Genomic DNA, 16066 nt, shown 5'->3' with positions numbered 1-16066 from the left:
TCGCCCATTGGGCGTCAGTCAGTACGAATCGCTCCATCCGAAGCTTGAATCACGAACAAGCGCGGCATGGAATCCTGAATCTCAACAGGCCTTAGGCCTTCCGGCTTACCTTGATGATCGTACCCCAAGGGTCTTCGAGCATACGCTCGCCTTCAGCGTCAGCAGCGCTGAACTGAACCCACGAAAGGCCGGCGCGGGCGGGATTCCTCCGTCCCGCACCGAGGCTGTGCCAGACATTGGCGCCCACGTGGTGGTGATAGCCACCCGACGCGAGAAACACGGCGCTCGGGCCGTACCGGGCCATGGTTTCAAAGCCCAAATTGTCATGCCACCAACGTTCGGCTTCCGCCGGATCGCCGACACGCAGATGCACATGACCGACCACCGTTCCGTCAGGCGCGCCGGTCCAGGTCTCGTCTCCTCCAGCCGAAAGGAGATCGTCGAAATCCAGCCGCAAGGTCTTCATGGCTACCTGCCCATCTTCCCAAGGCCAGCTCTCGCGCGGCCGATCGGCATAAATTTCGATGCCGTTTCCCTCGGGATCGCTCAGATAGATCGCCTCACTGACGAGATGATTGGAGGCGCCATCCAGCGGAACCTGCTGCTCCAGCGCATAACGCGCCCAGCGGCCAAGATCGGCGCGGGATGGCAGAAGAAACGCAGTGTGGAACAGGCCCGCCTCCCGGGGATCATCCGGCAGAGCAGCCTTGTCTTCCTCGACGACCAGAATTTTCCGCTCGCCTGCGCCGAGCGTGATCGCTCCGTCACCTCGCGATATCTCGGCCAGACCGATGACGTCGCGGTAGAAGCCCGCCAGCGCCTCGGCATCGCGTGCTTTCAGCCCCACAGCGGCAATGCTCGTCGGCGTCGTCGCTGCAAATGGAAGATTTGCCATGTTGAACTCCTGGCAGCCACATCAATGCCGCACCGAAGCGCCCATTCCGGCGCCGTCTCAAATCTATGTGATCCCGCTCCTCCTCCAAAACAAGCGTCGAGTAGAGAACACCGTGTTCACCGATCACGACCATCTGTGCCGGGTTGCACGGAACGATCATGCTGGCTACATGCGCGGCCATGAAAGCCAAGGACGCAGATATCCTCATCATCCCCGGTTACACCAATTCAGGGCCTGACCATTGGCAGACGCGATGGCAGGCGCGGCTTGCGACCGCTCGCCGCGTCGAGCAGGCGGAATGGTCCAAACCCGTGCGTGAGGACTGGGTGAACAGGGTGGTCGAGGCTGTGAACAAGGCGGAAAAGCCGGTGGTTCTGGTCGCCCATTCGCTTGGCATAGCTTCGGCCGTGCATGGCATTCCGCATTTTCGCAGGAAAGTCGCCGGCGCCTTCTTCGTCGCTCCGCCCGATGTGGCAAATCCGAAGATCAGGCCTAAGCATCTGATGACCTTCGGGCCATATCCGCGCGATCCGCTACCCTTCCCGTCGATCGTGGTGGCAAGCCGCAACGATCATTTCGGCAGTTTCGAGCAGGCGGAGGAAATCGCCGCTGCCTGGGGTTCAGTTCTTCTTGATGCCGGAGAGGCGGGACATATTAATACCGAGGCCGGATTCGGCCCCTGGCCGGAAGGAACCCTGGCCTTCGCCCGGTTCCTGTCGCGGCTTTAGTCGCGCTCGCCAACGCCGCCTTTGGCCTTGGCGATCATTCCCGCAGCGCCGTGGGCGATATAGGCATATTCATTGCCGAACGCGAAGAGGCTGAAACCCATGTCACGGAAGCGGCCCACCAGGGCGGGGTCGACGGAATAAATGGCAGCGTGCTTGCCCGCCGCGCGCGTTCTATCGGCAATGCGGCTGATCGCTTCCATCATCGCCGGCAAGGAGGGATCGATGGCTTTTCCTTCCGTCCAGGCGAGTGAAAAATCGGACGGCCCGACGAAAATACCGTCTATGCCCTCCACGGCCAGGATTTCGTCGAGGAGCTCAAAAGCCTCCTGCGTCTCTACCATGGCGAAGGCCAGGGTGCGTCCCTTGGCGGTGTCCAGCCAATTCTGCCAGCCGCTTTCACCGGAACGCGGAAGGGCGAAGGTCGGCCCCCAGGAACGTTCTCCACGCGGAGGGTAGGCCACGGCAGCGGCGAAACGCCGTGCGTCCTCCAAGGAATTGATCATGGGAGCGATAACGGCTTCGGCGCCGAAATCGAGCGCCCGGCTCGCCATGTCAAAACGCCCTACCGGGATGCGTACGATGGGGTGCCTGCCACGATGCAGGATCGGCGTGATGCTGCGCAGCACGCTGTCCTCATGATGGCCGCCATGCTGCATGTCGAGCGTGACCGCATCAAAGCCTGCGGCCGCAACAGCCTCGACGGTCAATGCGTCCGGAATTGCTGACCACGCGGTAAGGACAGTCTCGCCGCTCGCGAGCCGTTCGGAAAGCCGGCGCATCATCACTCGCTTTTCACTTGAGCGATGGCCTGACCCATAAGATCTAACATCTGCAGGCGTATGGCCTCATCGGTTTCGTTGACGCCGGCAGCATCGAAGTCGCGCCGCAGCTTGCGGAACACATCCTCATCGCCCGGCTCCTCGAAGTCGGCTTTGACCACGTCCTTCGCATAGGACTGGGCCTCGTCGCCCGTCTTGCCGAGCTTTTCTGCAGCCCAAAGTCCCAGGAGCTTGTTGCGGCGAGCCGTTGCCTTGAACCTGAGTTCCTCATCGCGCACGAACATCCGCTCGAATGTTTCTTCGCGCTCTTTCATATTGCTCATCGAAACCTCCGGCTTGGCACCAGCGCATCCCACGAGAGATGCCGCGTGCTCGGGCACGCGCATTTTAGAAACAGAAGCACGCGCTTGGTCAATAGGAGCGTTCGAATCCGTCAACGAGTCGAAATGCCGATTGAGATACCGGGCTCTTTGCGCTAGAGACCGCAGGAGCCAGCTGGCTCCTCCCCTCATGCCGAGTCGGGCCAATGACACCATGTTAGGACCGGCACACGAAAACCAGAGAAAGCCATGAACCGTCGCCGCCGCATATATGAAGGCAAGGCCAAGATTCTTTACGAAGGCCCCGAGCCAGGTACGCTGATCCAATTCTTCAAGGACGATGCCACGGCCTTCAACAAGAAGAAGCACGAGGTCGTCGATGGCAAGGGCGTGCTGAACAACCGTATCTCGGAGTATATTTTCGAGCATTTGAACCGGATGGGCATTCCCACCCACTTCATCCGCCGGCTCAATATGCGCGAGCAGCTGATCAAGGAAGTCGAGATCATCCCGCTCGAGATCGTGGTGCGCAATATTGCCGCAGGATCGCTCGCAAAAAGACTCGGTATCGAGGAAGGCACCGTGCTCCCGCGCTCGATCATCGAGTTCTATTACAAGGCGGACGCTCTCGACGATCCGATGGTCTCCGAAGAGCATATCACCGCATTCGGCTGGGCGAGCCCGCAGGAAATCGACGACATCATGGCGCTCGCCATCCGCGTCAATGATTTCCTCTCCGGCCTTTTCCTCGGCGTCGGCATCCAGCTCGTCGATTTCAAGATCGAGTGCGGCCGCCTTTGGGAGGGCGACATGATGCGCATCGTCGTTGCCGACGAGATCTCGCCCGATTCCTGCCGCCTGTGGGACATCAACACGCGGGACAAGCTGGATAAGGACCGTTTCCGCCGCGACATGGGCGGACTGGTGGAGGCCTACCAGGAAGTGGCGCGCCGCCTCGGCATCATGAACGAAAACGAGCCGCCGAAGCCGACCGGCCCAGTGCTCGTCTCATCCAAGCCTGACGGCGAAACCCGCCACTGAAATCAAGGGGCAGACTGAAAGTGATCAAGGCACGCGTCATCGTCACGCTCAAGAATGGCGTGCTCGACCCGCAGGGAAAAGCCATTGAAGGCGCGCTGAGGGGTTTGAGCTTTTCCGGCATCGGTTCGGTTCGGCAGGGCAAAGTCTTCGACCTGGAACTCGACGGCTCTGACAAGGCCAAGGCGGAAACCGACCTCAAGGAAATGTGCGAGCGTTTGCTGGCGAACACGGTGATCGAGAACTATAGTATCTCGATTACCTGAGGTTGCGGGCAAAAGGACGGAGATGACGGATTCAGTCGGCGATCTGACCTACGGACTGCTCAAACGCGTGCAGCGTGATTTGACGGAACTCAGGGCGGACGTGTCTGAGGTCAAGACCGAATTAAACGTCATCCGCGGTCACATGATCGGAATCCAGACGGACATCCACAACATCAACGGCATCCTTGCCCGCCACGATGGGCACCTGGACCGCATCGAACGCCGCCTCGAACCTCGAGAAATGGCCGAAGGGCCGCAGAAACCTTACGAACCGAACGCATGAAATCAGCCGTCATCCAGCTCCCCGGCCTCAATCGCGACCGCGATATGATCGCCGCTCTCACGAAGATTTCCGGAAAAGCGCCGATCAAGGTCTGGCAGACCGATACAGAACTGCCGGAGGTCGACCTGATCGTCCTTCCCGGCGGTTTCTCCTATGGTGACTATCTGCGCTGCGGCGCCATCGCTGCACGCATGCCCGTCATGCGGGCGGTGGCCGAAAGGGCGGCAAAGGGGGTGCTTGTCATTGGGGTCTGCAATGGGTTCCAGATCCTGCTCGAAGCAGGTCTCCTTCCGGGCGCGCTGATGCGCAACGCGTCGCTGAAATTCGTTTGCCGCGAAGTGAAGCTTCAGGTGGCCAATGCCAACACGGCTTTCACTCGCGCTTACGCACCGGGGCAGATCATTCGCTGCCCCGTCGCGCATCACGACGGCAATTTCTTCGCCGATCCTGAAACGCTTGCCCGTATCGAGGGCGACGGCCAGGTGGTCTTCCGCTATGCCGAAGGCACCAATCCCAATGGCTCGATCAATGATATCGCCGGCATCGTCAACCAGGCCGGCAATGTGCTTGGTCTCATGCCGCATCCGGAAAATCTCATCGAAGCCGCCCATGGCGGCATCGATGGACGGGCTCTCTTCGAAAGCGTACTCGGGCGTGCGGCCTGAGGGCGCTTCATCAATCATAGCCGATCGAAAGGGGCGATGAAGTGAAAGCATTGCCGCGGAACGTTCTATTGGCATTCATCGCGACGGGCTCCGCCTTTCTGGGTGCATGCCAGTCCAATGAGCCTGGGCCCGGCCCTCTCGCCTTTACGGCGGGAAACATGGCTGCCCTGCCCACAATGGAACGCATCGCTCGTTCAGCCCATACCTGCTGGTTCGGATCCAAGGACCCAAGCTTTCGCTCCTTCCGGCTTGCAGACGAGCTGAACTCCTATAGCGGGCGTCCGCGCATCCTGCTCGTTCCAGCCGGCACTCCGGAAGCGCGGCCACTGCTCGTCGTGCACGCGGAAGGCAACCCGGCAAGGGTGGAAGTTTTCGGGCCACTGATGGCTCATCAGGCGGGCTCGCGAATTGCGGCGGATGTTCAGCGGTGGGCCGGGGGATCGAATGCATGCAGCGGGAATGCATGATTGGCCGGTCCCTGCGCCGTGCCCCGATACATCTTCGCGGAAGATGACAGACTTGGCTGACTTTTTGCGGAAGCGACACTTTTTCAGAACCCATCAGGGTGTATCGCCACGCTTCCCCGCGCTATGGGGAAGCTTACAATCCGGCCGGAATCAATCGCTCTCATGACCATTCGAAACGACATCGCCATCACGCCAGAGCTCATCGCCGCACATGGCCTCAAGCCTGACGAGTACCAGCGCATTCTCGACCTGATCGGCCGCGAGCCGACCTTTACCGAGCTTGGCATCTTTTCGGCCATGTGGAACGAGCATTGCTCGTATAAAAGCTCGAAGAAGTGGCTGCGCACCCTGCCCACCTCCGGCCCACAGGTGATCCAGGGGCCCGGCGAGAATGCGGGCGTGGTCGATATTGGCGATGGCCAATGCGTCGTCTTCAAGATGGAGAGCCACAACCACCCCTCCTATATCGAGCCTTATCAGGGTGCAGCCACGGGCGTGGGCGGCATCTTGCGCGATGTCTTCACCATGGGCGCACGGCCAATCGCGGCCATGAACGCGCTGCGCTTCGGCGCGCCGGACCATCCCAAGACCAGGCATCTGGTGGCCGGCGTGGTGGCGGGCGTCGGCGGCTATGGCAATTCCTTCGGCGTGCCGACCGTCGGCGGCGAGGTCAATTTCGATCCTCGCTACAATGGCAACTGCCTGGTGAACGCCTTCGCCGCGGGCCTCGCCCGCACGGATGGGATCTTCTACTCCAAGGCTGAAGGCGTTGGGCTTCCCGTCGTCTATCTTGGCGCCAAGACCGGCCGCGACGGCGTTGGCGGTGCCACAATGGCCTCGGCCGAATTCGACGAGGCGATCGACGAGAAGCGGCCGACCGTTCAGGTGGGCGACCCCTTCACGGAAAAGTGCCTGCTGGAGGCATGCCTGGAACTGATGGCGACGGGCGCCGTCATCGCCATCCAGGACATGGGTGCGGCAGGCCTCACCTGCTCTGCGGTCGAAATGGGAGCCAAGGGCGACCTCGGGATAGAACTCGACCTGGACAAGGTGCCGGTCCGCGAAGAGCGCATGACCGCCTATGAGATGATGCTTTCGGAAAGCCAGGAGCGCATGCTCATGGTGCTCCGCCCCGAGAAGCACGAAGAGGCAGAAGCAATCTTCCGCAAATGGGGGCTCGATTTCGCGGTCGTCGGCCGCACGACCGATGATCTGCGCTTCCGCGTTCTGCACCAGGGAGAGGAGGTGGCGAATCTCCCGATCAAGGATCTGGGCGACGAAGCGCCGGAATATGACCGGCCCTGGGTCGAGCCCGAGGCACCCCCTGCCCTCGATGCCAGGTGTTTGCCCCAAGCCGACATCGCGGACGCGCTCCTGAGGCTCCTGGGCTCGCCGGATCTTTCCTCGCGCCGCTGGGTATGGGAACAGTACGACACATTGATCCAAGGCAATTCGCTGCAGATCCCGGGCGGGGATGCAGGCGTGGTGCGCGTGGAAGACCATCCCACCAAGGCGCTCGCCTTCTCTTCCGACGTGACGCCGCGCTACTGCGAGGCCGATCCGTTCGAAGGCGGCAAGCAGGCGGTGGCTGAATGCTGGCGCAATTTGACCGCCACAGGCGCCGAGCCATTGGCCGTCACCGACAATCTGAATTTTGGCAATCCCGAGCGGCCCGAGATCATGGGCCAGTTTGTGCGCGCTGTTCAAGGTATCGGAGAGGCCTGCCGGGCGCTGTCCTTTCCCGTCGTTTCGGGGAACGTTTCGCTCTATAACGAAACCCTTGGCCAGGCGATCCTGCCCACGCCGACCATCGCAGGCGTCGGCCTCATCCCCGACTGGTCAAAGATGGCGCGCATCGGCTTTGCCGGAGAAGGACAGGTGGTGCTCCTTGCAGGCGCCCCGGAAGGATGGGGCACGCATCTTGGCCAGTCCGTCTATCTTCGCGATATCCATAGCCGTATCGAGGGTGCGCCGCCCCCGGTCGATCTCGCGCAAGAGAAGCGCGCAGGCGATTTCGTGCGTGGCCTGATCCGCTCCGGAACAGCCACCGCCGTGCACGACTGCTCTGATGGCGGCCTCGCAGTCGCCCTGGCCGAAATGGCGATGGCTTCCGGCATTGGTGCCGAGATCGATGCGCCGGCGGGTGATAGCATTGCTGCCTTCTTCGGCGAAGATCAGGGCCGCTACGTCCTTACCGTCTCCCTCACACCAGAAGGCATGGAATTCGCCGCTCTGGTGGAAGAGGCAAGGAAAGCGGGGGTTTCACTGGCCCGGATCGGCATCACCGGCGGAGGCGAATTGAAACTCGGCAACGCCCGTGCCATACCCGTCGCAGAACTAAAAGAAGCCCACGAGGGCTGGTTTCCGAAGTTCATGCGGGACGGTGGTTCAAGCTGAACGAACGGGCATTAGGGGAGTAGCAATCATGGCTATGAGCGCCGGCGATATTGAGCGTCTGATCAAAGAAGCCATACCCGACGCAAAAGTCATCATCCGCGACCTTGCAGGCGACGGTGATCACTATGCGGCAGAAGTCGTGTCTGAAAGCTTCCGCGGCAAGACACGCGTGCAGCAGCACCAGATGGTTTATGAAGCTCTGAAGGGCAATATGGGTGGCGTGCTGCACGCCCTCGCCCTTCAGACGAGCGTACCTGATTAAGGGTGGCGCGCCTGCTGAACGCGCCACCGGAAGCCTTCTCACGAGTTTGAGATCGAGAGGCGATTTACAGAGACGATGGAGAGAGCTTAGGAGAAAGCGCATATCATGTGCTCCCGGCTCTATGCCGGTCGGTTATCTCTCCATCGAATCCTGTCGGAAGATTTCGATCGCCTCGCTGATGAAGCGGCGGTCCTTCTCCTTCTCTGATTCCGGCAGCTCCGCGTAAGGCTTCTTCTGGATTTCGGAAGCCCAGGACCCGTTCCGTTCCAGCCAGGCCGTGTGTTCCTCTTCAGCAGCCTTTTCGATAAAGCTTTCGTCGAGGGGAACACCATTCCTGCAGGCCCGCAATATGGCGTCGACGGCAATTGCTGCCGATGCATCGTTTTCCTTTCGATGCTCAGGCGGCAGATCCTTGTGAGCAAGTCCCGCGATATTCACCTCGCACCGACCATCCTGCATGCGAAGCGAAGGCGTTCCGTGGTTTTGCTCGATCCAGTCCTTATCGCGGACAGGCTTCCATCGCGGCTCGTACTCGCCGGTGCCCGGTATTTTGCGCGGCTCTCGCCATTCGTCATGCGCTTTTGCAGCGACGGACGAGATCAACCTTGCCCGCTGCACATTCTCCACGCGGCCCTTCGTTTCCGGAAGCATACGTTCCCTATGTTCCTCCGGTAATCGGTTCACCTCGATGCTGACATCCGATGACATCTCCGGAAAAACACCGGAGGATGTCTGATTGCCTCCAGCACTTGTACTTTCGGCCTTGTCGGAACTCTTTTCCTTGCTTTTAGCGGGGACGCCGGGCGGAGCCTCTATCCCAGAGGCAGGGGACGGCGTGCTGGCCGTATCGACATTGTTCCGGAACATTCTTGGGGCCTCACACATATTCTACGAATTGCCGAACGCTCCCTTCCGCACGACGGAAGAGACTTCGAGCGCTGAGAGAACGTAATTCGTCCTTTCGTTATGAGCGGTTTTTTTCTATTTATGCCTGCGGATTCGAGCAGGCACTGCGATGGCACGCGCCACCGGCATCCGTGACCATGCCCTCCGCACGCCAGGATAATAATTCTCGCCGCATTGCACCCGCGCGAATCGTGCAATAAGTATAGGTAAGCAATGCTTAGCTAGCCGGTCCCCTCCCCGGCTCTGAAAGGAATACGCGATGAGCGGCATCAATGAATTCATCGACAACGAGGTGAAGACGAACGACGTGGTTCTCTTCATGAAGGGAACGCCCGGCTTCCCGCAGTGCGGCTTCTCCGGCCAGGTCGTGCAGATTCTCGACTATCTCGGGGTCGACTACAAGGGCGTCAACGTGCTGACCTCGGACGAGTTGCGCCAGGGCATCAAGGAATATTCAAACTGGCCGACAATCCCCCAGCTTTATGTGAAGGGTGAATTCGTCGGCGGCTGTGACATCGTACGCGAGATGTTCCAGGCTGGCGAATTGAAAACCTTCCTCGAGGAAAAGGGAGTGACTGCGCGCGGCGCGGCCTGATCTCCGCCGGCGCCTGACGCCGGCATCAACGCCCGAAGCTCTTCGGACGTCCAAATTCCAGCTTTCCCATACGTCGGCCAATGGCCGACGTATTTTTTCGCTGTTCGGTCCTGAGCGCAAACTTTTGGACCCTGGACTTATTTGATTGTGGCCGCGTGACTTTTCGCGCGCATTCCTATTGGAGCGGACTATGCAAAAGGCAGTTGCACAGGAGGACCATTCGAAATCCGTTTTGACCATCAGCAAGGCCGAGTTCATGGGTCTGGCGGCCGCGCTGATGGCGCTGAACGCAATGGCCATAGACATCATGCTGCCGGGCTTGCAGCAGATCGGTGCTGCCCTTGGCGTAGAGGATCCCAACCGGCGCCAGCTCGTCGTCAGCGCCTATGTCGGCGGCTTTGGCGTGGCACAGCTTTTCTATGGGCCTATAGCCGACCGCTTCGGCCGCCGCGGACCGCTGCTCGTCGGATTGGCTGCCTATATCGTGACCGCCTTTGCGTGCGTGTTCGCGCCGAGTTTCGGCCTGCTTCTCGCCCTGCGCTTTCTGCAGGGCATCGGGGCGGCGGCGACGCGCGTCATCGCCATCTCAGCCATTCGCGACATTTTCGGCGGCCGCCAGATGGCCGAGGTCCTCTCCATGGTGATGATGGTCTTCATGGTGATTCCGGTCATTGCGCCAAGCCTCGGCCAAGCGGCAATGATCTTCGGCAGCTGGCACATGATCTTCCTGCTGATGGGCTTCACATCCCTGGCCGTCACGCTCTGGGCAATGCTGAGGCTGCCTGAAACGCTCGCGCCGGAGCTGCGCCGCTCGCTCTCCTTCAGTTCGATCGTCCAGGGCTTCCGCTACGTGCTGACGGATCGCATATCGCTCTGCTACACCCTCGCCACCACCGCGATCCTGGGTGCGCTGTTCGGCTTCATCAATTCCGCGCAGCAAATTTATGTCGATATCTATGATCTCGGGACTCTCTTCCCGATCATGTTCGCGATTGGCGCGGGACTGATGGCGCTATCGTCCTTCACCAATTCGCGTTTCGTCGGGCGTTTCGGGATGCGGCGGCTTTCGCACGGTGCGCTTCTCGGTTTTCTCTTCACCACCGGGATCTGGCTGGCGCTTGCTCTTCTCGGGCCTGTTCCCTTCTGGCTTTTCTTCGTGCTCTTCTCGGTTTCGATGTTCCAGTTCGGCTGGGTCGGCACGAATTTCAACGCGATCGCTATGGAACCTCTCGGCCATGTGGCCGGCACTGCGGCAGCCGTGCAGGGTTTCATTGCAACGATCGGAAGCGGCATCATCGGCGCCCTGATCGGGCAGGCTTTCGACGGCACGCTGCGCCCCTTGGCGCTGGGCTACTTCGCACTCGGCCTGGCGAGCCTCATTCTGGTGCTGATCGGGGAGCATGGCCGGCTGTTCCGGCAGATAAACCCGCGGGTCTGACTATTCGGCCCATAGCTCCGCCCTGAGAGCCTTCCAGCTCTCGGGGTCGGGGGCAACCAGAAGGCCGCCGTCTGTATGGAAGGGAAGATAGGGGCTCCCGTCAAAGCGGGCGACATAGCCGCCAGCTTCCGTATGAATAAGCGCGCCGGCAAGATGATCCCATGGCATGAGCTTCGCGTAGACCGCAAAATGCGCATATCCTTGCGCGATCACCCGGTATTCGTGAGCCGCGCAACGATACCCAATCAAGGCAAGGCACTTGGCGTGGTTTTTGGCCAGACGCGAACGTTCCGGCTCCGCAAGGAACGACCATGAGACCGCTCCCGTCATTTCGGACACGGGAACAGGATCGGCGACCCGCACGGCAGAAAGTCCTCCATCGGCGCGCCGAATGTGACTGCCGCCGCCCTTCAGGCCAATCAGCCAGTCGTCGCCGACCGGATCGTGGATGATGCCTGCTACGGTCTCGCCCTTGACGATGACGCCGAGCATCACGCCAAAAAGCGGAACGCCGGAAGCGAAGTTGAATGTGCCGTCGACAGGATCGAGCACGAAGGCCAGTTCGGCCTCTTTTAGCCCCGATAACAAGGACGGCTCAGCCGCACATGCTTCTTCACCGACGACCAGCGCGTTTGGATAACGTTCAAGCAGCGCCTTCGTGATGACGCGTTCGGCGTTGACGTCCGCTTCAGTGACCAGATCAGCTGGCGAAGACTTCTGGCGCACATCCGCATCGCCCAGCCGGCGGAAACGGGGCATGATCTCGGCCTTTGCGGCAGCGCGGAGCAGTTCCGAAAGCCACTCGATCTGGTTCTCTTCAAAACGCATCAGTCTGGTTTTCTTCTGGAGAGAGATTTGTGAAGTCGAAAAGCTGGCGGTCGAGCAGATGCGACGGCCGCACATTCGTGAGCGCGCGGATCATCGTATCCTTGCGGCCGGGCATGCGTTTTTCGATGTCAGCCAGCATGGCCTTCATGGCATTGCGCTGCAGGCCGTCCTGGCTGCCGCAGAGGTCGCAGGGGATGATCGGAAATTTCATCCCCTCGGCGAATTTGGCGAGATCCGCTTCCGCGCAATAAGCAAGCGGGCGCAGCACCAGAACATCGCCCTCGTCGTTCAGAAGCTTTGGGGGCATGGCAGCGAGCCGCCCACCATGGAAGAGATTCATGAAGAAGGTTTCAAGGATGTCCTCGCGGTGGTGGCCAAGCACCAGGGCAGAACACCCCTCCTCCCGCGCGATACGATATAAATGCCCGCGGCGCAGGCGCGAGCATAATGAGCAGTATGTCCTGTTTTCCGGGATCTTCTCAGTGACGACGGAATAGGTGTCCTGGTATTCGATGCGGTGGGGAACACCGAGCCGCGTCAGATAATCCGGCAATATGTGTTTTGGAAAATTCGGCTGACCCTGGTCGAGATTGCAGGCGAGAAGTTCGACCGGCAGAAGCCCGCGCCATTTCAGATCGAGCAGGATAGCGAGCAGGCCATAGGAATCCTTGCCGCCGGACAGGGCGATCAGCCAGCGCTCACCTGGCCGCACCATCGAGAAATCCTCAAGCACTTGCCGGGTTTGGCGCAGGAGACGTTTCCTGAGCTTGTTGAACTCCACCGAGGAGGGCGCGCCGGCAAAGAGCGGATGACCGGCGGCTTCATCGGGGTCGGCGGTATGGGGCAAACGCGGCTGGTGGATTGTCATGATGATCTCCCGCCCCTCCATAACGCCGGTCCAACAAAAGAAAAAGGCCGCCAATGGCGGCCTCTTCCAACGAACTGAACAGATATCAGCGCGAATAGTACTCGATGACGAGGTTGGGCTCCATCACCACCGCATAGGGCACGTCGGCGAGCGCAGGCATGCGGACATATTTCGCGGTCATCTTGTTGTGATCGACCTCGATGTAATCCGGCACGTCGCGCTCGGGAAGCGCAACCGCCTCCAGAACCATGGTGAGCTGCTTCGACTTCTCACGCACCTCGATCACGTCGCCCGGCTTGCAGCGGTAGGACGGGATATTCACCCGGCGACCATTCACCTTGACATGGCCGTGGTTGATGAACTGGCGCGCGGCGAAAGGCGTCGGCACGAACTTGGCACGGAAGACGATCGCGTCGAGGCGCGATTCCAGGAGGCCGATCAGGTTTTCGGTCGTCTCGCCCTTGCGGCGGTTCGCCTCGTCATAGATGCGGCGGAACTGCTTCTCGGAGATGTCGCCGTAATAGCCCTTGAGCTTCTGCTTCGCACGCAGCTGCTGGCCGAAGTCCGAAAGCTTCCCCTTGCGGCGCTGGCCGTGCTGGCCCGGGCCGTATTCACGGCGGTTGACCGGCGATTTGGGGCGGCCCCAAATGTTCTCGCCCATACGGCGATCGATCTTGTATTTCGCGGATTGGCGTTTGCTCATCGCATTCCCTTTACAACAAATTACATCCGCAACCGCATGTTACGGATGAAGGAAACGCGCCCTCCTCTGGCCTCCGTTTCCGAGGCCTGACAGGACATTGCCACACGCTTGAGGCAACTTCCACGGGACACGTCAAAAAAGCGCGGCGGCGAATGACGCCATCGCGCTCGCGACTGTCCCTAGGGGAGATGGGCAGGAAAGTCAACCGTTTGTGACAATCAACCGTTCGGCGCCATCCCCCAGTAAGCAAGGACGAAGGCCCTCCTCCCTTTCTAATGCGAAATGACAAGTTAATCCCCTCCCGTGAAAGGTGGGATATTCAACGTGATCACGGATGGCATCCGCTTTTACGAACTCCGTGGTCCTGGAGCGGGGGGTTTCGTTGCGCCTTTTGGTGATCAATGACGTGTCGACTGTCCGGGGCGGCGCCACCAAGGTAGCAATGCGCTGCATCGAGGCCGCCACTGCGGCGAATATCGATTGTGCGGTCCTGGTGGGGGATGACGGCGCCGGCATTCGCGAGATGTTTCCGCAGGTGCATGTCGAGGCGTTGGGGGAGAAGCCTCTGCGGGATGGCGTCAGCGCGGGGGATTTGTTCAGCAGGAATTTCAATCCTCGAGCCTATCGGGCGCTGCGGCAGTTGCTTACAGCCCGCTCCGGAAACACCGTCGTTCACGTCCACGGCTGGTCACAGATACTCTCGCCGTCGATCTTCCACGCTCTTGCGCGGCACGATGCAAGGGTGCTTCTCACCACACACGATTTTTTTGCGGCATGTCCCAATGGTGGTTACGTGAACTACCGGAGGGGTGACATCTGCAATCTTCGTCCTCTTTCCCTTCCGTGCCTCGCCACAAATTGTGACAAGCGCAATTATTTCCATAAGCTCTGGCGCTTCGCACGCTCCCTCACCCAGAAAGGCGCCGGCGATGCCTTTTGGAGCCGGGTCGACATCATTCTCGCGCATGAGAATATGGAACCATATCTGCGGTCCGGCCCGTTGAGGAAATTCCTGACCCTCAGAACGCCGGCGACCCCCCTCTCAAGAAACGGGCGCGTGCGGGCATGGGAAAACGAAACCGTTCTCTATCTGGGCCGCATGACCTGGGAAAAGGGTGTGCGCACGCTCGCGGAAGCTCTCAACTACACGCGCATATCCGCCACACTCATCGGTCGGGGGCCACTTCTTGCAGAAACGCGGCTGGCGCTCCCCCATTGCCGGGTGGCCGGCTGGCTTGAAGACGACGAAGTCGCCCGGATCGCCTGCAAGACCCGATATCTGATCATGCCGTCAAGAATGCCCGAGCCCTATGGCCTGGTGACGGCCGAGGCACTGATGTGCGGCATCCCCGTCATCGTGAGCAGCAACGCCCTCATCGCCAGAGAGGTCGAGGAGAACCGAGCGGGGCTGGTCTTTGAGAGCGGAAACGCGAAATCCCTGGCGGAAAAAATGGCTCTCATGCGTAACGCCGAACTCGTGCGGCGGTTGAGCGACGGCGCGTTCGCCTATGGCCAGAAGATCGCCCCGAGTTGGGAGGAGTGGTCCCGCAGGATCGTCGACATTTATTTGGGCAAAGTCTCTTTCACGGCCCATTAGGGAGGAGAAATGGCGCGTGCACTGGTGACGGGAGGAGCAGGCTTTGCCGGGCGCCATCTCTGCGCAAAGCTGCTTTCGGAAGGTATCGAAGTCGTCTGTGTGGATTCCTTGGTCTTCGGAACGGGAGCGCGTCACCCGGACCATTGGCCTTGCCGACCGAAAGGCGCATTCTCCTTCATTCATGAGGACTGCCGGCTCTTCTTCGACAGATCGGAAGAGCGGTTCGATTATGTGTTTCATCTGGCCGCCATCGTCGGTGGCCGCATAAAGCTTGAGAACCATGCACTCTGCGTAGCCGAAGATCTGGCGATAGACGCTTCCATGTGGAGGTGGGCGGCGCGCACGGAACCGGGACTCGTCGTCTATCTCAGCTCCAGCGCCGCTTACCCCATGAGCCTACAGCGTGCGGGTGTGTGTCAAAAGCTCGCCGAAGACATGATCGACTTTACCGATGCCGTCGGCGTCCCGGACTTGAGCTATGGCTGGTCCAAGCTGACCGGCGAGTATCTCCTGAAACTCTATGTCGAAAAATATGCCGGCCGGGCCGTCGCGTACCGGCCGTTCAGCGGCTATGGGGAAGATCAGGATTTCTCCTATCCCTTCCCGGCGATCTGCAACAGGCTTCTCAAACAGAAGGGTGCGAGCGAGGTTTTCGTATGGGGGAGCGGCCATCAGTGCCGTGACTTCATCCATATCGAGGACTGCGTCGAGTTCATCTGGAAGACCTTCCGCCAGTTACCGAATGGCGCCAGCCTCAACCTCTCTTCCGGAACACCTACGTCCTTCATCGAACTTGCGGGCATGGTCACTGCGGAGATCGGCTGGACTCCGAACATCTCCGGCATGACCGACAAGCCGGAAGGCGCATTCTTCCGCTGTGGTGACACAGCCCTGCAATCCTCGTTCGGACTCGTGCCGTCCATCGGCCTGCGCGAAGGCATCAGGCGCATGCTGGATCATCTTGGCCGCCAAAACAGGCGCCAGCGACTGGATGTGGACATCCTGACTTGATGAAAGGCCTCGCCGGCGCT

At 60.3% G+C, this 16066-nt stretch carries 19 protein-coding genes; 12 read left to right on the top strand and 7 right to left on the bottom strand.

Annotation, left to right across the window (positions count from 1 at the left end; genetic code table 11):
- Positions 1 to 91 precede the first annotated feature (91 nt).
- Entirely contained in the window at positions 92 to 895 is an 804-nt protein-coding gene (locus tag CHEJ32_RS0115990) for a VOC family protein (RefSeq protein ID WP_028034687.1), read from the bottom strand.
- Between the two features lie 179 nt (positions 896 to 1074).
- Here CHEJ32_RS0115990 and CHEJ32_RS0115985 point away from each other — a divergent pair, with 179 nt between their 5' ends.
- Positions 1075 to 1623, top strand: a complete 549-nt coding sequence (locus CHEJ32_RS0115985) for an alpha/beta hydrolase (RefSeq protein ID WP_028034686.1) — start codon at positions 1075 to 1077, stop codon at positions 1621 to 1623.
- Here CHEJ32_RS0115985 and CHEJ32_RS25040 read toward each other — a convergent pair.
- Positions 1620 to 2405: an HpcH/HpaI aldolase/citrate lyase family protein gene (locus CHEJ32_RS25040; protein ID WP_245261136.1), complete on the bottom strand. Its 786-nt coding sequence runs from the start codon at positions 2403 to 2405 to the stop codon at positions 1620 to 1622. The genes CHEJ32_RS0115985 and CHEJ32_RS25040 overlap by 4 nt on opposite strands.
- Positions 2405 to 2725 carry a DUF1476 domain-containing protein gene (locus CHEJ32_RS0115975; RefSeq protein ID WP_028034685.1) on the bottom strand — a complete coding sequence of 107 codons (321 nt, stop codon included), beginning with the start codon at positions 2723 to 2725 and terminating at the stop codon, positions 2405 to 2407. Before CHEJ32_RS0115975 ends, CHEJ32_RS25040 begins: the two co-directional genes overlap by 1 nt.
- Positions 2726 to 2971: 246 nt before the next feature.
- Between CHEJ32_RS0115975 and purC the strand changes: the two genes are divergently transcribed.
- The 7 genes from purC to CHEJ32_RS0115940 all read left to right on the top strand — a co-directional run bounded on the left by purC (position 2972) and on the right by CHEJ32_RS0115940 (position 8100).
- Positions 2972 to 3763 carry a phosphoribosylaminoimidazolesuccinocarboxamide synthase gene (gene purC / locus CHEJ32_RS0115970; protein ID WP_028034684.1) on the top strand — a complete coding sequence of 264 codons (792 nt, stop codon included), beginning with the start codon at positions 2972 to 2974 and terminating at the stop codon, positions 3761 to 3763.
- Positions 3764 to 3783: 20 nt separating this feature from the next.
- A complete protein-coding gene (purS, locus tag CHEJ32_RS0115965; protein ID WP_028034683.1) occupies positions 3784 to 4026 on the top strand; it encodes a phosphoribosylformylglycinamidine synthase subunit PurS in 243 nt (80 codons plus the stop codon).
- A 22-nt stretch (positions 4027 to 4048) separates the two neighbouring features.
- The gene (locus CHEJ32_RS0115960) at positions 4049 to 4309 is read left to right on the top strand and encodes a hypothetical protein (RefSeq protein WP_028034682.1); all 261 of its coding nucleotides are present in this window, start codon (positions 4049 to 4051) and stop codon (positions 4307 to 4309) included.
- Positions 4306 to 4974 (top strand): phosphoribosylformylglycinamidine synthase subunit PurQ, encoded by a 669-nt coding sequence (gene purQ, locus CHEJ32_RS0115955; protein ID WP_028034681.1) that lies wholly within the window; start codon positions 4306 to 4308, stop codon positions 4972 to 4974. Before CHEJ32_RS0115960 ends, purQ begins: the two co-directional genes overlap by 4 nt.
- Before the next feature lie 50 nt (positions 4975 to 5024).
- Positions 5025 to 5441, top strand: coding sequence for a hypothetical protein (locus CHEJ32_RS0115950; RefSeq protein ID WP_156936717.1), 417 nt, complete (start codon positions 5025 to 5027; stop codon positions 5439 to 5441).
- A gap of 162 nt (positions 5442 to 5603) precedes the next feature.
- Positions 5604 to 7838 (top strand): phosphoribosylformylglycinamidine synthase subunit PurL, encoded by a 2235-nt coding sequence (gene purL / locus CHEJ32_RS0115945; RefSeq protein WP_028034679.1) that lies wholly within the window; start codon positions 5604 to 5606, stop codon positions 7836 to 7838.
- Between the two features lie 28 nt (positions 7839 to 7866).
- The gene (locus tag CHEJ32_RS0115940) at positions 7867 to 8100 is read left to right on the top strand and encodes a BolA/IbaG family iron-sulfur metabolism protein (RefSeq protein WP_028034678.1); all 234 of its coding nucleotides are present in this window, start codon (positions 7867 to 7869) and stop codon (positions 8098 to 8100) included.
- Between the two features lie 132 nt (positions 8101 to 8232).
- On the opposite strand, the gene CHEJ32_RS0115935 is transcribed toward CHEJ32_RS0115940, so the two are convergent.
- Complete coding sequence (locus CHEJ32_RS0115935) at positions 8233 to 8751, bottom strand: hypothetical protein (RefSeq protein ID WP_028034677.1); 519 nt, start codon at positions 8749 to 8751, stop codon at positions 8233 to 8235.
- A gap of 514 nt (positions 8752 to 9265) precedes the next feature.
- Between CHEJ32_RS0115935 and grxD the strand changes: the two genes are divergently transcribed.
- Positions 9266 to 9601 (top strand): Grx4 family monothiol glutaredoxin, encoded by a 336-nt coding sequence (gene grxD / locus CHEJ32_RS0115930; protein ID WP_028034676.1) that lies wholly within the window; start codon positions 9266 to 9268, stop codon positions 9599 to 9601.
- A gap of 190 nt (positions 9602 to 9791) precedes the next feature.
- Positions 9792 to 11039 carry a multidrug effflux MFS transporter gene (locus tag CHEJ32_RS0115925; protein WP_028034675.1) on the top strand — a complete coding sequence of 416 codons (1248 nt, stop codon included), beginning with the start codon at positions 9792 to 9794 and terminating at the stop codon, positions 11037 to 11039.
- Here CHEJ32_RS0115925 and CHEJ32_RS0115920 read toward each other — a convergent pair whose 3' ends face one another.
- The 3 genes from CHEJ32_RS0115920 to rpsD all read right to left on the bottom strand — a co-directional run bounded on the left by CHEJ32_RS0115920 (position 11040) and on the right by rpsD (position 13438).
- Positions 11040 to 11867, bottom strand: a complete 828-nt coding sequence (locus tag CHEJ32_RS0115920; protein ID WP_028034674.1) for an inositol monophosphatase family protein — start codon at positions 11865 to 11867, stop codon at positions 11040 to 11042.
- Positions 11857 to 12735, bottom strand: coding sequence for a tRNA 2-thiocytidine(32) synthetase TtcA (gene ttcA, locus CHEJ32_RS0115915; protein WP_028034673.1), 879 nt, complete (start codon positions 12733 to 12735; stop codon positions 11857 to 11859). The genes CHEJ32_RS0115920 and ttcA overlap by 11 nt, the downstream gene beginning before the upstream one ends.
- Before the next feature lie 85 nt (positions 12736 to 12820).
- A complete protein-coding gene (rpsD, locus tag CHEJ32_RS0115910) occupies positions 12821 to 13438 on the bottom strand; it encodes a 30S ribosomal protein S4 (RefSeq protein ID WP_028034672.1) in 618 nt (205 codons plus the stop codon).
- Positions 13439 to 13772: 334 nt separating this feature from the next.
- Here rpsD and CHEJ32_RS0115905 point away from each other — a divergent pair, with 334 nt between their 5' ends.
- On the top strand, positions 13773 to 15035 hold the full coding sequence (locus CHEJ32_RS0115905) for a glycosyltransferase (RefSeq protein WP_028034671.1): 1263 nt from the start codon (positions 13773 to 13775) through the stop codon (positions 15033 to 15035).
- Positions 15036 to 15044: 9 nt separating this feature from the next.
- Entirely contained in the window at positions 15045 to 16046 is a 1002-nt protein-coding gene (locus CHEJ32_RS25035; RefSeq protein WP_051469704.1) for an NAD(P)-dependent oxidoreductase, read from the top strand.
- Positions 16047 to 16066: the final 20 nt, after the last annotated feature.

It is taken from the genome of Chelativorans sp. J32 (assembly GCF_000518985.1).
Taxonomy (GTDB): domain Bacteria; phylum Pseudomonadota; class Alphaproteobacteria; order Rhizobiales; family Rhizobiaceae; genus Chelativorans.
The sequence above is the reverse complement of the archived record's forward strand: the minus strand, read 5'-3'. Positions and strand labels throughout refer to the sequence as shown.

Excerpts from the sequence above, each read along its gene's own strand:
- CHEJ32_RS0115935 (WP_028034677.1), bottom strand. The coding sequence starts at position 8,751 with ATGCTTCCGGAAACGAAGGGCCGCGTGGAGAATGTGCAGCGGGCAAGG.
- CHEJ32_RS0115925 (WP_028034675.1), top strand. The coding sequence starts at position 9,792 with ATGCAAAAGGCAGTTGCACAGGAGGACCATTCGAAATCCGTTTTGACC.
- grxD (WP_028034676.1), top strand. The coding sequence starts at position 9,266 with ATGAGCGGCATCAATGAATTCATCGACAACGAGGTGAAGACGAACGAC.
- CHEJ32_RS0115905 (WP_028034671.1), top strand. The coding sequence starts at position 13,773 with ATGGCATCCGCTTTTACGAACTCCGTGGTCCTGGAGCGGGGGGTTTCG.
- CHEJ32_RS0115990 (WP_028034687.1), bottom strand. The coding sequence starts at position 895 with ATGGCAAATCTTCCATTTGCAGCGACGACGCCGACGAGCATTGCCGCT.
- CHEJ32_RS0115960 (WP_028034682.1), top strand. The coding sequence starts at position 4,049 with ATGACGGATTCAGTCGGCGATCTGACCTACGGACTGCTCAAACGCGTG.
- CHEJ32_RS0115920 (WP_028034674.1), bottom strand. The coding sequence starts at position 11,867 with ATGCGTTTTGAAGAGAACCAGATCGAGTGGCTTTCGGAACTGCTCCGC.
- CHEJ32_RS0115940 (WP_028034678.1), top strand. The coding sequence starts at position 7,867 with ATGGCTATGAGCGCCGGCGATATTGAGCGTCTGATCAAAGAAGCCATA.
- purL (WP_028034679.1), top strand. The coding sequence starts at position 5,604 with ATGACCATTCGAAACGACATCGCCATCACGCCAGAGCTCATCGCCGCA.
- CHEJ32_RS25040 (WP_245261136.1), bottom strand. The coding sequence starts at position 2,405 with ATGATGCGCCGGCTTTCCGAACGGCTCGCGAGCGGCGAGACTGTCCTT.
- CHEJ32_RS0115975 (WP_028034685.1), bottom strand. The coding sequence starts at position 2,725 with ATGAGCAATATGAAAGAGCGCGAAGAAACATTCGAGCGGATGTTCGTG.
- purQ (WP_028034681.1), top strand. The coding sequence starts at position 4,306 with ATGAAATCAGCCGTCATCCAGCTCCCCGGCCTCAATCGCGACCGCGAT.
- CHEJ32_RS0115985 (WP_028034686.1), top strand. The coding sequence starts at position 1,075 with ATGAAAGCCAAGGACGCAGATATCCTCATCATCCCCGGTTACACCAAT.
- CHEJ32_RS25035 (WP_051469704.1), top strand. The coding sequence starts at position 15,045 with ATGGCGCGTGCACTGGTGACGGGAGGAGCAGGCTTTGCCGGGCGCCAT.
- ttcA (WP_028034673.1), bottom strand. The coding sequence starts at position 12,735 with ATGACAATCCACCAGCCGCGTTTGCCCCATACCGCCGACCCCGATGAA.
- purC (WP_028034684.1), top strand. The coding sequence starts at position 2,972 with ATGAACCGTCGCCGCCGCATATATGAAGGCAAGGCCAAGATTCTTTAC.
- rpsD (WP_028034672.1), bottom strand. The coding sequence starts at position 13,438 with ATGAGCAAACGCCAATCCGCGAAATACAAGATCGATCGCCGTATGGGC.